The organism is Amycolatopsis sp. CA-161197, assembly GCF_050942255.1.
In the GTDB taxonomy this organism is placed as follows: Bacteria; Actinomycetota; Actinomycetes; order Mycobacteriales; family Pseudonocardiaceae; genus Amycolatopsis.
Genome location: NZ_CP192059.1, coordinates 4514744 through 4527882, shown reverse-complemented (window position 1 = coordinate 4527882; position 13139 = coordinate 4514744). Strand labels below are relative to the sequence as shown.

The 13139-nt window shown below is 70.8% G+C and carries 15 protein-coding genes and 2 pseudogenes; 6 read left to right on the top strand and 11 right to left on the bottom strand.

Annotation, left to right across the window (positions count from 1 at the left end):
• Positions 1-515 precede the first annotated feature (515 nt).
• The gene (locus tag ACQPXB_RS21680; RefSeq protein ID WP_432850608.1) at positions 516-947 is read left to right on the top strand and encodes a hypothetical protein; all 432 of its coding nucleotides are present in this window, start codon (positions 516-518) and stop codon (positions 945-947) included.
• Positions 948-1280: 333 nt separating this feature from the next.
• Here the strand turns inward: ACQPXB_RS21680 and chrA are convergent, their stop codons facing one another.
• From chrA to ACQPXB_RS21640, 8 genes and pseudogenes are all read right to left on the bottom strand, one after another.
• The gene (gene chrA / locus ACQPXB_RS21675) at positions 1281-2135 is read right to left on the bottom strand and encodes a chromate efflux transporter (RefSeq protein ID WP_432850606.1); all 855 of its coding nucleotides are present in this window, start codon (positions 2133-2135) and stop codon (positions 1281-1283) included.
• A 25-nt stretch (positions 2136-2160) separates the two neighbouring features.
• A pseudogene (locus ACQPXB_RS21670) lies at positions 2161-2292 on the bottom strand (chromate transporter); the annotation flags it as partial.
• Between the two features lie 22 nt (positions 2293-2314).
• Positions 2315-2491: pseudogene (locus ACQPXB_RS21665) on the bottom strand (chromate transporter); the annotation flags it as partial.
• Positions 2492-2551: 60 nt separating this feature from the next.
• Positions 2552-2908, bottom strand: a complete 357-nt coding sequence (locus ACQPXB_RS21660) for a hypothetical protein (protein ID WP_432850604.1) — start codon at positions 2906-2908, stop codon at positions 2552-2554.
• Between the two features lie 7 nt (positions 2909-2915).
• The gene (locus tag ACQPXB_RS21655) at positions 2916-3695 is read right to left on the bottom strand and encodes an ABC transporter permease (protein WP_432850602.1); all 780 of its coding nucleotides are present in this window, start codon (positions 3693-3695) and stop codon (positions 2916-2918) included.
• Positions 3695-4372 (bottom strand): ABC transporter ATP-binding protein, encoded by a 678-nt coding sequence (locus ACQPXB_RS21650; protein ID WP_432850600.1) that lies wholly within the window; start codon positions 4370-4372, stop codon positions 3695-3697. Before ACQPXB_RS21650 ends, ACQPXB_RS21655 begins: the two co-directional genes overlap by 1 nt.
• Positions 4369-5754, bottom strand: coding sequence for a sensor histidine kinase (locus ACQPXB_RS21645; protein WP_432850598.1), 1386 nt, complete (start codon positions 5752-5754; stop codon positions 4369-4371). Before ACQPXB_RS21645 ends, ACQPXB_RS21650 begins: the two co-directional genes overlap by 4 nt.
• Positions 5751-6446, bottom strand: a complete 696-nt coding sequence (locus ACQPXB_RS21640; RefSeq protein ID WP_432850596.1) for a response regulator transcription factor — start codon at positions 6444-6446, stop codon at positions 5751-5753. Before ACQPXB_RS21640 ends, ACQPXB_RS21645 begins: the two co-directional genes overlap by 4 nt.
• Positions 6447-6597: 151 nt before the next feature.
• On the opposite strand from ACQPXB_RS21640, the gene ACQPXB_RS21635 reads away from it, so the two are divergent.
• Together ACQPXB_RS21635 and ACQPXB_RS21630 are read left to right on the top strand one after the other, a co-directional pair.
• Positions 6598-6918, top strand: coding sequence for a PepSY domain-containing protein (locus ACQPXB_RS21635; RefSeq protein WP_432850594.1), 321 nt, complete (start codon positions 6598-6600; stop codon positions 6916-6918).
• Between the two features lie 42 nt (positions 6919-6960).
• Positions 6961-7959 (top strand): DUF1259 domain-containing protein, encoded by a 999-nt coding sequence (locus ACQPXB_RS21630; RefSeq protein ID WP_432850592.1) that lies wholly within the window; start codon positions 6961-6963, stop codon positions 7957-7959.
• Positions 7960-7983: 24 nt separating this feature from the next.
• On the opposite strand, the gene ACQPXB_RS21625 is transcribed toward ACQPXB_RS21630, so the two are convergent.
• On the bottom strand, positions 7984-9024 hold the full coding sequence (locus tag ACQPXB_RS21625) for a YncE family protein (protein WP_432850590.1): 1041 nt from the start codon (positions 9022-9024) through the stop codon (positions 7984-7986).
• A gap of 123 nt (positions 9025-9147) precedes the next feature.
• Here ACQPXB_RS21625 and ACQPXB_RS21620 point away from each other — a divergent pair, with 123 nt between their 5' ends.
• The 3 genes from ACQPXB_RS21620 (at position 9148) to ACQPXB_RS21610 (ending at position 11456) form a co-directional block, all read left to right on the top strand.
• A complete protein-coding gene (locus ACQPXB_RS21620) occupies positions 9148-9627 on the top strand; it encodes a Chromate resistance protein ChrB (RefSeq protein ID WP_432850588.1) in 480 nt (159 codons plus the stop codon).
• Positions 9624-10469, top strand: coding sequence for a chromate resistance protein ChrB domain-containing protein (locus tag ACQPXB_RS21615; protein ID WP_432850586.1), 846 nt, complete (start codon positions 9624-9626; stop codon positions 10467-10469). Before ACQPXB_RS21620 ends, ACQPXB_RS21615 begins: the two co-directional genes overlap by 4 nt.
• A gap of 705 nt (positions 10470-11174) precedes the next feature.
• On the top strand, positions 11175-11456 hold the full coding sequence (locus tag ACQPXB_RS21610) for a hypothetical protein (RefSeq protein WP_432850584.1): 282 nt from the start codon (positions 11175-11177) through the stop codon (positions 11454-11456).
• A 3-nt stretch (positions 11457-11459) separates the two neighbouring features.
• Here ACQPXB_RS21610 and ACQPXB_RS21605 read toward each other — a convergent pair whose 3' ends face one another.
• Together ACQPXB_RS21605 and ACQPXB_RS21600 are read right to left on the bottom strand one after the other, a co-directional pair.
• Positions 11460-11879, bottom strand: coding sequence for a hypothetical protein (locus tag ACQPXB_RS21605; RefSeq protein WP_432850582.1), 420 nt, complete (start codon positions 11877-11879; stop codon positions 11460-11462).
• Between the two features lie 325 nt (positions 11880-12204).
• Positions 12205-12729, bottom strand: coding sequence for a hypothetical protein (locus tag ACQPXB_RS21600; protein WP_432850580.1), 525 nt, complete (start codon positions 12727-12729; stop codon positions 12205-12207).
• Positions 12730-13139 lie beyond the last annotated feature (410 nt).

Here is a 13139-nt window from a genome sequence, read left to right as displayed (position 1 = left end):
ACAAACGCCGAAGACGCCCGGGCGGAAGAACACCCGGATGCGGTCAACACACGCGCTTGCCCTCTCCTTTGCTCGGAGGTGAAGGAGACGCACAGACGCTAATTTCCGCCGGCCGACAACGCCGATACCGGGGATGGCCATCCCGTGAACGCATGGTTTCCACAGGCGCGATTCCGCCGGACGTCGCCAGATTTCTCCCGAATAACCCGAAAAGCGCAAAGTAATCCGACGGCAAACGGACAGTTCACTCGCGCTAACCTGAATTGTGCCACACCCAACATGGCATCGCCGTAAATTCACACCCGCTCGCCGACACGGCCGCCGACGACAAGATCCACACCTCCCACCAATAACACGAGCGATGTTGCGGAGACTCTTCCCCTTGCTTCTACGCAAAGACAGTTCCTGTGGACGAACACCCTGCGCCCCGAGGACGTGCCCGCGGAGTCCGGCTTCGTGGTGTTCGCAAGTTCGGTGCGGCGGCATCGTGATCAGAGACCACCCCCAGCGGTGCGGTGCTGCGCAGCGAGAACGTCGCCGCAACCGACCTCGGATGGGACCAGGCCAAGAACACCACTGTGGCCTGGGGCCAGGCCGTGCGCAGAATGTGGCTGCTGATCACCCAGCCCGGCGTCACCGCCGTCGACGAGCATCCGCTGCCGCGCACCATCCGCCGGCGGGCCGAACGCGAGGGCTATAACCCCCACGCCGTGCGAGTCGTACGGTTCCGCGACCGCGCCGACGCCCCGCAGCGCGGGCACCACACCGAACGCGGCTACCGGGTGCGACCACCAGTCGAGCCCCGAGCACGTCACAACCTGGAAGGAGCACGTTTTCGCGATGCCCTGGCCGCCGTTCGCCGCGAGCACCGCCTTGCCGACACGGGGCAGATCGGCATTGACCGCCGAAGCGGTCACGACTGCTGTGGAGTAGTACTGGAACACTAGTACGGCGTGCTCTGCCAGCAGTTGGGATTGGTCCTGGGTGCGTGTCGCGTCCGGAGCCGTCGCGTCTGTTCGCCATATACACCGAACGCCGAAGGCCCGCGCGTGCACAACGGCCCGGGGCGATCCCGCTGGGCGAGCCACCCGGACGACGCGCCCGAGGCGTAGCGGTCCAAGGTCAAGAAGCAGCGTGAGCGCAGCGAGGGCGAGCGTGCCGGGGTGGCGTACGTGGGCTACGACGAGGACAGGACGACATCGAGGATGGCTGAGAGCGCGGCCAAGTCGGTGATGACACCGCAGGGCAACATCGGTTCCGGTGTCCCTTCTGGATGGTCCTTAGTGGAGCAGAATGCCGAGCGCTCCGGCGGCGGCGACGATGTAGGGTTCGCCGATTTTGAAGCGCCACAACAGTCCGAGGGTGACGAGGGCGATGGCGGCGGTGGGCCAGTCGGTGACGGCTTGGCGGGTGAGGACGACGACGGCACCGGAGAGGGCGCCGGCCGCGGCGGCGGTGGCCCCCGATACGAACGCTTTGACCTGGTTGTTGTCGCGGTGGCGCAGGAACCAGGGGCCAGGGACGATGACGCCGAGGTAGATCGGGATGAAGATCGCGACGGTGGCGATGATCGCGCCGGGCAGGCCGGCAACGATGTAGCCGATGAACCCGGCGGTGATCACGACCGGGCCGGGGGTGATCAGGCCCATCGCGACCGCGTCGAGGAACTGGCCTTGGGTGAGCCAGTGGTGCTGGTCGACGACTCCCTCGCGCAGGAGCGGGACGATGGCCAGCCCGGAACCGAACACGATCGCCCCGGTCTTGAGGAAGAACAGGCCCAGTGACAGCAATGTCCCACCGCCGAGCGCGGCGCCCAGCGCGCCGGAGGGCAGCGCGAACGGGATGAACCGCGACGGGCGTTCATCACTCGCGGGCGGCGGTACGCCGTCGTCGCCCCGTCGTCGGCGCGGCCGGTGCAGGCGGGGGCGGGCGTCGAGCAGGATCATCAGCAGCCCGGCGCCGATGATGACCAGAATCGGTTCGGAGCCGGTGATCGCGGTGAGCGCGAAGACGGCGACGCTGATGGCCCACAGGCGCCAGTCGCGGCGGTCGGTGAGGCGCACGAGTTTGACCGCGGCGATGGTGATGATGGCCATAACCGCGGGTGCGATGCCGTAGAACAGCGCCTGCACCACGGGTGGGCCCCGAGTAGTGGGAGTACAGCGCGCCGACGGCGACTACGAGCACGAAAGAGGGGGCGATGAAGGCCAGTGCGACGGCGAGCGCGCCGAGGCTGCCGCGGCGCAGGTAGCCGACCCACATGGCGACCTGGGCGGCCAGCGGGCCGGGCATGGTCTTGGCCGAGCGCGACGCCGTCGAGGAAGTCCTGGCGGTCGATCCAGGCGCGGCGTTCGACGAGGTCGCGTTGCATGTAGCCGACGGTGGCGATCGGGCCGCCGAACCCGATGGTGCCCAGTCGCAGGAAATACCCCCAGCACGCGCCGCAGGCGCACCGGGTCCGTCTGGCCGTCTGCGGGTGTCGGCGTCGCATCGCTCATCTGCCGACTGTAACCATGGTTGCACTTGTAGGGCGAGGGTGGTGTCGCTGGTTTCAGATGGTGATCACGTTGACGGCCAGGGAGGCGAGAACGGCCAGCGCGCGGGCCTGGCCGTAGCGGCGGACATCGGCGGGTGGGCGCAGGTCGGCGTAGACGGTGAGGAACAGGTAGGTCGCGACGGGGGCGAGCCAGTCGTTGGCGGAAAACCCGGGCAGTCCGTCGCTGTTGAGTGCGGGCATGTTCGCGGAGATCCGCCAGAGGAACACGGATCCTGCGGCGAGCACGCCGACGGCCGCCACGTCGAGCCAGGCCGGGCGGGGCAGCCGCCACGCTGCTGCGGCGTAGGCGAGGACGCCGGTGATCGCCGCGGTGAGGGCGATGTGGGCGGCGCTGAAGATTTCTGCTGTCATGCGGGCCTCACGGTGTTGGGGGGAGCGGGACGAGGCGGTGGGCGTGGTCGAACAGGGCGTGTTCGGCCAGTCGGGCGACGGCCAGGGCGGCGAGCGCGGTGGCGGCGAGCAGCATGTACATCACGACGATCTGGTAGCGGATCGCGGTGAGGGGGTCGACTCCGGCCAGGATCAGCCCGGTCATGGCGCCGGGCAGGGTGATCAGTCCGACCACCTTGGTGGAGTCGATCGCCGGCAGCAGTGCGGTGCGCAGCGCTGAGCGCTGGTGGGGCAGGAAGGCCTCGCGGGCGGGCAGCCCGAGGCAGAGCCGGGCCTCGATCGCCGGCCGGGCCGCGTGGGCGTCTTCGCGCAGCCGGCGCAGGGTAACGCCGGCGGCTTGCATGGCGCCGGAGACGATCATGCCGCCGACCGGGACCACGACGCGGGCCTCGGTGGAGATCACGCCGAGCGCGAGCAGCGCGCCGAGGGTGACCACGCTGCCGGCGGCGACTCCGGCGGTGGCCGCCGTGCGGGCGCGGGGCAGGCCGGCGCCGCGGTGCCCGGCGACCTGCCCGGCGACCAGGATCATGATCGTGACCCAGGCGAACGCGCCGGGCAGCCCGGTGCGGGCGAAGATCACCAGCAGCAGCGCGCCGACCGCGACCAGCTGCACTCCGGCGCGCAGCGAGGCGATGACCAGCTCGCGGGTCAGGTGCAGCCGTTGCCGGTAGGCCACCGCGGCGGCGAGGGCGACCAGCAGCAGCGAGGCGACCACGCCCGTCCAGCTCGGTACGGAGACCCCGGTCATCACCCGGCCTCCAGATACTCGATCTCCTCAGGGCGGCCGTGGGCGACCAGGCGCCCGTGGTCGAGGACCAGCACAGTCTCGGCGATACCGCGCACCACGGCGAGGTCGTGGCTGACCAGCACCACCGTCCCACCCGCGGCGATGTGGCCGCGGGCGGCCTCGACGATCACGCCGCTGCTCACCCCGTCCAGTGCCGAGGTCGGCTCGTCGAGCAGCAGCACCTCGGGCTCGACGGCCAACGCCCGCGCCAGGCACACCCGCTGTGCTTCGCCGCCGGAGAGCGCGCTCGTGCGGCGCTGCGCGAAGCCGGCGGGCAACCCGACCTGCGCCAGCAGGTCCCGAATGGCGTTGTCACTGAGCTCGGGGCGGCCGACGCGCAGGTCGTCGGCGACGAGGTCGGTGAGCAGCACCGGCCGTTGGGCGACCAGCCCGACCCGGCGCCGCAGCGCGAGCACATCGAGCTCGGTGAGCGCGACACCCTCGAGCAGGATCTGGCCGGTGCTGGGGTCCTCCAGCCGGTTGAGCAGCCGCAGCAGGGTGGATTTGCCGGCCCCGCTGGCGCCGACCACGGCCGTGCACGCTCCTGCGGGGAGTCGGGCGTTGATCGTGTCGAGGAGCCGGGCCCGGCCGCGGATCACGGTGACCTGGTCGAGGAGAAAGCCGCGGGGCGTACTCATCCGGATACCGTGATCGGGGAGAGCGCGGCGGGCAAGGTGAGAGTCACGCTGCCGCCGCCGTCGGGATGGTTGGCGGCTGTGGCGTGGCCGCCGTTACGGCGGGCCAGGGCGGCGACGATGGCCAGGCCCAGGCCGGTGCCGCCGCTGGTGCGGGCGTCATCGGCGCGGGTGAACCGGTCGAAGGCGTGGGGCAGGAAGGCGGGGTCGAAGCCGCGGCCGTGGTCACCGACCTCGACGGTCACCGCGTCCTCCGGTCGGCTGGTGGAGGCGGGCTGGACCGTGATCGTGATCGGTGCGCGGCCGTGCTGTGCGGCGTTGTCGATCAGGTTGGCGACCGCGCGGTCGAGGTCATCGGGGTCAGCGCGGACCGCGAGCCCCTGCGCACAGTTCACGATCACCACGTCCTCGCCGAGGGTCGCGCGGTAGCGGGCGAGCAGCGATTCCAGCACCGGGCGCACCTCGTGGGCTTCGGCGTGCCGGCGCGGGGTGCCGGTGTGCTCGGTGCGGGCCAGCAGCAGGAGGTCCTGGGCCAGACGGGACAGGCGCCCGGTTTCCTCCAAGGCCGAGCCCAGCGCGGCGGTCAGCTCCCGCGTGCTGCGGGGTCGGCGCAGCGCGAGTTCGAGTTCGGTGGTCAGCAGGCTCAGCGGGGTCCGCAGCTCGTGGCTGGCGTCGGCGACGAACTGCCGCTCGCGGCGCAGGGCCGTGTGCAGCCGGTCGAGCAGGTCGTTGAACGTGGTCCCCAGGCGGGAGATCTCGTCCCGGGTGGCCGGCACGGGCAGACGCGGCTCCGCGGCGTCGGCGGTGATCGTGGCGGCGCGGGCCCGCATCCGCTCCACTGGACGCAACGCGGCGGCTGCCAGCAGATACGCCCCGGCCGCGGCGGCCAGCAGCACGAGCGGGAACCCGATCAGCAGTTCCTGGCGCAGATCCGCGACCGCGGCGTCCCGGTCGGACAGGGTCACCGCGACCACGGCGATCCGGCTGCCGTCACTGGTCGGGGCGGCGCCGATACGCACCGGCGCGTCCAGCGTCCCGGCCACGACGTGATCCACCAGCAATGGGCCGTTCCGGGCCGACGTCAGCTCCGTCGCGGTGAGCAGCGGCCGGTCCGGGACCTCTGGGGAGGCGGCGACGAGGTGGCCGGTCGGGTCGAGGACCTGTTCGCCGGTGTCGCGGCTGACTCCGGACAGCACCGGCCTTGCGGTGGCGGCGGTCGGCTGCAGGTCGTGCAGCCGGTAGGTCAGCGCCTCGGTGATCGAGGCGTCCAGCGAGGATCGGGTGTGGGCCACGGTCGCGAACCCGACACTGAGCAGCACCAGCGCCATCAGCACGGTGAACGCCGCGGTCAGCCGGATCCGCGCCGGCCAGCGCCGTGGGTTCATGGTCGTGGGTCCGCTCGTCCGCCATCGGTGCGCAGCCGATAGCCCGCTCCGCGCACGGTCTCCAGCGACACCACCCCGAAGGCGCGGTCGATCTTCTCCCGCAACCCGCGCAGGTGGACCTCGACGACGTTGGACCGCGACTCGTAGGCGAGGTCCCAGCACCGCTCCAGCAGCACCTCCCGGGTGAGCACCGTGCCGGGGTGGCGCAGGAACGCTTCCAGGAGCGCGAATTCCTTGGCCGTCACCCGGACCTCGGTATCGCCGCGGAAGCAGCGACGCCCGGCCAGGTCGACCCGCAGGTCCCCCACGGCCAGCTCCGGCGGCCGCAGCGCCGGGCCGCGGCGCCCGAGCGCGCGCAGCCGGGCGAACAACTCGGCCAGGTGAAACGGTTTGGCCAGGTAGTCGTCCGCGCCGCCGTCGAGGCCGTGAATCCGATCGGCCACCGCGGCGCGCGCGGTGAGCATCAGCACCGGCACCCACACCGCGTCGCGGCGCAACCGCCGGCAAACCTCGAATCCCGAGTATCCGGGCAGCATCACATCCAGCACCACCACGTCGTACTGGCGCCCGGCCGCAGCCGCGAACCCGCCGGGCCCGTCGGCCGCCACGTCGACCATGTAGCCCTCCTCGGCCAGGCCCCGGCGCAACAGCCCGGCCATCTTCGGCTCGTCCTCCACTACCAGCACCCGCATCCGCCCATCACCTCCGCTTCGGCGCCCCTCCCGGGCAGGGTCGCACCCCCGGCGGGTGACCACCGCGTCGTCTTCATCGCGGCTTCATCTGCACCCACTACGCATGACCTATGCAACCACGGTTGCACACGATCGAAGAAGGGGTAGAGCGATGAATCGCAGGACGAAGATCGGGATCGGTGTCGCCGCCGGAGTGCTCGTGCTCAGTGGTGGCGCGGTCGGTATCGCCTCCGCGGTCGGCGGCGACGAGGTCACCGGTACAGCGGCCGACCAGGCCCAGGCCGCCGCGGTCCGAACGGTCCCGGGTGGCACGGCCGGTGCGGTTGAGGCACAGAACGAGGGGGGCCACGCCGCCTACGGCGTGCTCGTCACCAAACCCGACCACAGCACTGTCGAGGTCTTCCTCGACCAGGGCTTCCACGTCCTGGGCACGGGATTCCCCGACCGCGACGGTGACGGCGACGAGGGCTGACCCGCGCCCCGCCAACGGACACCACCTGAGGAGGACAACGACATGCCGTTCATCACCGCTGGTGCGGCCCGCCGCGCGGTCGCGCCGCTGACAGCGATGCTGCTGCTCGCGCTCGCTGCCTGCGGCAGCGCCACGACAGCCACTACGGCAGCTGCTCCCGACGCCGAGATCGACAGCGACGCTAGCCACGGGCATAACCAGCCGATTCCCACCACCGAGGCGGACTGGAAACCCGTCACCGACACCCTGGGCCGGACCGGGACGTTCGGCGACAACAACACCGTCTACCGGATTCCGCTGCCGCGCACCGATCTGCACGTCACCTCCTACGGCGTCGCGATCAAACCCGGCCTGTCCCTCGGTGGCTATGCCGCGTTCGCCAAATACCGCGACGGCGTCGTGCTCATGGGCGACCTGGTCGTCACCGAGACGGAGCTGCCGAAGGTCACCGATGCCCTGCAGGCGCACGGGATCGAGCAGACCGCACTGCATAAACACCTGCTGCAGCAGGACCCGCCGGTCTGGTGGACCCACGTCGATGCCATCAGCGGCAATCCCACTGTGCTCGCCCAAGGCATCAAGGCCGCGCTGGACGCCACCGCGATCCCGCCGGCCGCCGCACCCTCCGGTCCGCAGCCGCCGGTCCATCTGGACACGGCCGGTATCGACAAGGCGTTGGGGCGCAAGGGAACCGCGGACGGCGGGATCGACAAGTTCACCATCGCCCGCGCCGAGACCCTCACCGACGACGGCCACGTCCTGCCGCCGACGTTCGGCGTGACCACCGGCATCAACTTCCAACCCGTCGGCGGCGGCAAGGCCGCGATCAACGGCGACTTCGTGATGACCGCACCCGAGGTGCAGAAGGTGATCCAGGCGCTGCGCAAGGGCGGCATCGACCTGGTCGAGGTGCACAACCACAGCTTCACCGAGCAACCCCGGCCGTTCTACATGCACTTCTGGGCCGTCGACGACGGCGTCACCCTTGCCAAGGCACTCCGCCCAGCGCTGGACGCCACCAACCTGCGCCCGGCTACCTGACCGAAGTGGACGGTCGATCCCGCGCTACCCGACGGGCGCTTGCTCCAGGAGCGCGGGACGGCCGTCCGCCCCGGCGGGCACCGGGTAGAAGCTGTGATGTGTGGCCGGGTCGACCGCGACCACGTGCGCGCCATCGGCTAGATGACCCGCCCCGGCCACGTCCAATGTCCGGCCGTGCAGGTCCAGGACGGTGACCGGGCCGCTCTCCGCGGCCACGTACAGCCGACGGGCGGCCTGGTCGTAGGCCAGCACATCCGGATCCTCGCCCACCGGCGCGGTTCCGGTCACCTGCCAGCCGGTCAGGTCCACCGTCAGCAGGGTCGCGTTGCCGTCGCACGCCACGAACCCCAGCCGGTCCGTGGTGTCCAGGGCGAGGCCGTGGTCGTGGTCGCAGCCCGGCAGCGGCACTCGCTTCTCGACGGCGAGGCTCGCCGGGTCGATCACGGCGAGGTCGTCGCGGCCCTGCACGTCCACCAGCATGCGGTCGTTCGCCGGGTCGTAGACGACGTTGCCGACCTCGCCGCCCAACATCACCGTGCCGCGCACCGCCCCGCTCGCGGCGTCGATCACCGTCTCCGACCCACCGGACTCGTTCGTCGTCCAGATCGCACCCCGCCGCGGGTCATACGCCAGCCCGTCGGGATACTCACCCGTCGCCGCCTGAGCCACCACGGCGCCGGTGTCCTCGTCCAGGGCGACCATCCGGTTCGCGCCGGTCGCGGTCGCGAACACCCGGTGCAGCGCGGGCACCACCAGCACCCCATGCACCTGGGACAGGTTCGGAATCGTGCGCACCACCCGGTGGGCGTGGATGTCGACTTCGATGACCTCGCCGGCGCCCAGATGCGCCACGAACAGCAGACCGCGCTCGGCGTCCAGGCTCGCGTAGTCAAACCGCGAGTCGTCGCCCGGTAACGCCACCTCGCCGGCCGCCCGCAACGGCAGCGGCGCCGACGAGGGCAGCCCACCGCCGCCGCGCAGGACCACCACGAGCACCACGACCAGCGCCACCACCACGGCACCCGCAGCCACCAGCAGCCACCGAGACCGCGCGGCCAGCCTCATCGCACTCGCCTCTCCCGCCTAACGTCACCAGATCCGACGCAACCAAGGTTACAGTGCATAGGATGGTGCCCTCGTATGCGGCGAAAAGGGGTGGTCGGGGTGGCCCGAGCGTCTGGACCGGGTATGCCCGGTGAGTGGGTGCTGCTGTCCTACCGGATCCCGCGCGAACCCTCCACACCCCGCATCACGATCTGGCGCAAGCTCAAACGGCTCGGCGTCGCCCAGATCTCCGACGGCCTCATCGCCCTCCCCGCCGACGCCCGCACCCGCGAACACCTGGACTGGATCGCCGACGAAATCCTCGACGCCGGCGGCAGCGCCTCCATCTGGATCGCCCACCCCGGCACCACCACCACCGAACGCGACTTGGCCACCGCCATGGCCACCGCCCGCGCCGCCGAATACGCGAAAGTCACCGCCGAAGCCACCGCCGCGGCCGCGTGTGACGAGCCCGCCCGGCTGTCATTGACCCGCCGGTTGCGCGCGGAATTGCGCCGCATCCACCGCCGCGACTACTTCCCACCCGTCGAACGCGACCAGGCCACCGCCGCCGTCGACGCCCTCGCCCAGCCCATCACCGAGCCGGAGGAGCAACCCTCGTGAAGTGGGCCACCCGCGCCAACATCCACATCGACCGCGCCGCCTGCGCCTGGCTCATCCGCCGCCACATCGACGCGGAAGCCGAGTTCGTCTTCGTCAGCGACCCAGCCGACGTGCCCGCCGACGCCACCCCGTTCGACATGCGCGGCGTCGAACTTGGCCACCACCAAGGCGACTGCAGTTTCGAAACCATCCTGCGCCACTACCACCTCGACGATCCTGTCCTCTGGCGCGTCGCCCAGATCATTCACGAAGCCGACCTCGACGACGAACGCTACGACGCACCCGAAGCCCCCGGCCTCGACGTCGTCCTGCGCGGGCTGTCCATGATCCGCACCGACGACGCGACCTCGCCATCACGGGCCCGGTGTTCGACGGCCTCTACGAATTCCACCGCCGCGCCACCCTCCTCGGCCGCGAACCCGCCTGACGGGCCCGGAACTGACGTGCCGGGAGCCTGGTCCGCGCGGCTACAACTCGCGGGGTTGTTCGACGTGCCGGTCATGACGTGGCGAGGTCGAGGGCGAATCGAACGCCGTTCCCCACGTCGAGGGCCGCTCAATCATGGGAAGCTGCGCCCGGTGGGCAGCGCGGAGGCGCCACCAGCTACTGCCTTCCACCCACTGCTCGGCACTCAGTTTGTCTGCCGGTTGGAGCGCCTCGTCGAAGAACTCGCGAGCGCGGTCGTACTCCTCACCCGTGGCCGTCAAGTGGGGCTGCAACTCGTCGGTAGTGAGCGGGGTAGACAGCTCGACGGCTCGTTCCAGATCGGCCATCTCCCTGATCCCGTCCCGGATCAGGGCCTGGACGTCGCGATTGTCGAGAAACACGCCGACCTCGAATGAGGTCCACGCCCACCGCGCTTCCCTCGCGCGCTCACGCACGGTGGCCAGTCGTTCCTCGGCCTGCTCGAATAGCCCCTCCGCGCCCTGCTGTTCGCTGTCGAGCCCGACGAAACGGTTAACCAGCAAACCGCCGACGATCGCAACCAGGCCAGCGCCGGCGCCAGTGATCGTGGACAGGACCACGGTGGGATCAGACACGCAATCCCGCCTCGAGTCGGTCCGTCTCTCGTGGACGCCGAGCCCGGCGAACGGTTCACGGCTTCGTGGTGCCGTCCTGGCACGCCGCGGCCGCTGCGCTCGCTCACGCGGTCCTTGCGGGTGGCAACGCTCGTCAAAAACGAACTCCGGCGTCACCTCGCCAATCACGGCGTCGCCGCCCGCGTACGTGCACCGTCGATGATGGTCCGGCCATGCGGTGATCGGGTCATGCGGTGATCGGGTGCCTGCCCCACGCGGCGCCGCAGCACGTCGTAGCGGTGGTGAAACCAGGCGCATCGTCCGAGATAGAGCACTCGCGATAGGGCACGAGGATGGTCGACGACGCCGAGATGTGCCAGCGTTCCGGGGACTGACTACCTCGTGGTGCCCGTAGCGTCGCTGCTGCACGCGCTGCAAGCGGCGATGGCCCACGAGGAGGAGGCCAACCGGCGCCTGCACCGCGACACCGGCGAGTAACGAGCGCGTGGTGGGCGGCGACCACCTGGTGTGAGTTCCCAGAGCCCGGTTCCGGACCGGCTGACGCGGCTGCTGGCCGCGTGGCGCCGCGACGTCGAGGCCGAGCCGCTCGCCCCGTCGCTGGCGATCGCGGTGATGCGCCGCCGCGCCACCGCCGGCCCGGCGGTGACCTGCACTGTTCCCGGTCGCCGCTACGGCGTTCGGGTTACGGTCGCCTCCAGCGCTGGGGGCGCACACGGGTCCGCGGAGTGCGGGGAGACCACGATGGCGGACAGTGGGCGAATCGTCCGGGACTACGGCGCAGCCTGGTGACGTTCACGCTCCGACGAGGTGGTCGTGCAGGTGAGCGGCCAGCCGGATCCGTAGTCCCCGCAGGTCCGCCAGGTCCAGCGTGAAGCTCGATACCGGCCGGTACCCGACAACCTCGGAGGGGAGCCCGCAGGGCCCGGTGACGTACACGAATCCGTCGTCGGGGTCGGTGTGGGGTTCGGACCACACCTGCGCCGCGCCACGCCCGGCGCTGCGGTAGGCCTGCCAGAACGCGGGCGTCTTCATGATCTCTTTGAGCGCGGAATTGAGCACGGGGACGTCGTGCGCGGGCACACCGAGGCCATGACCGTCCCAGGCGCGCGGCACGGTGTTGGCCGCCGTGTGGCCCACCTGCAGGGGCGTCCAGGTGAACCTCGCATCGGTTTCACCGACCTCGACCGTCCACCGCCGCAGCTCCCCGGTCACCACCACATGAAACATCCGCCCGCCGCCGTCCTTACCCGGAGAATCCGTCAATCGTAGCCGCGCTGCCATCGGAATCCGACCTTCAACAGCATCTGGGACGGGGCCGAGTCACGACTGCGTGTCCGCGTTTGCGTCGTCGCCACGACCGTAGGCCGCCCCCCGGCGTCACGGTGCTCGACATGCGCCGCGCGGTGTGGCGTTCACGGCATCTGCGCTGCTCGACGCCGTCGTCACGCGGGCTTTCACGCAGGGAGGCTGGGGCAGGCCTGCGGCGTGGGCCGCAGGCCTGTGACGCTGACGGGAGCGATGACCCTGCGGTGCGGGCTCAGCCGATGCCGGTGACCTGCAGGGCGGTGGTCCAGTTGTTCTTGATCGCCGTGCGGGCGGCGGACAGGGTGATGGTGCCGGCGCAGACGGCGTTCTTCAGCTTGGTTTCGGTGCCGTCCTTGGTGTGTGCGGTCTGGGTGCCGGCGTAGGGCTCGGGCCAGAGGTTGCCTGGGTCCTTGGGCGAGCCGCCGAGCTCGAGCGGGATCATGTGGTCTTCTTCGTAGTCGGCGAGGTTGGTGTCGCTGTAGCCGTAGTCGGCGATGCCCTGCACCTTGAGCGCGTTGGTGTAGGACGTGGACGGGCGCACGGTGGCGGTCCAGCCGGACACGCAGATGGTGCTGTGGATGGTGGACTGGGTGACCGCCGAGTAGTAGACGCCCGGGGTGCAGCCGGGGTCGGGCAGCGGCAGGTACGAGCGGGAGCAGGTCGCGGCCTCGGCCACGCCGCCGGTGATGATGATGCCGCCGCCGACGAGCGCGACAGCGGCCCAGACCGCGGTGACCGAGCGAACGAGGACACGCATGCGAAGCCTCCGAAAACGCCGTCCCCGGACCGGGTCGCCGGGGGCGTTGCCATCGCACCCCACCAGCGGGGATCGGAAAAGAACCACCGGCGTGAACACCGTGTGGCAGCACCCGGTCACCGGCACAAACTCCGTCGCTGTCAACAGCCGGACGGCGCACAACGACCGGCGCGAAACTCCCAGCGTGCGCAAACCGGGCCCCCGCGCGCAAGGCGGACTCACCCCGGGCGGGCACGGGTTCGGCGGTCGCGGGCCACGCCTTCGGGTTGAAGCCTCAGCCGCTCAAGGCCCACATTCACGCCGGCCCTCGCGGGCGGCTGGCCACGGTAGGGGTGGGCTGCCGGCAACTCGACGCCACCGCAGAGCGGGCGCCGATGCCCTCCGCGGAGGCTGCTCCTTCGCGGCACCGC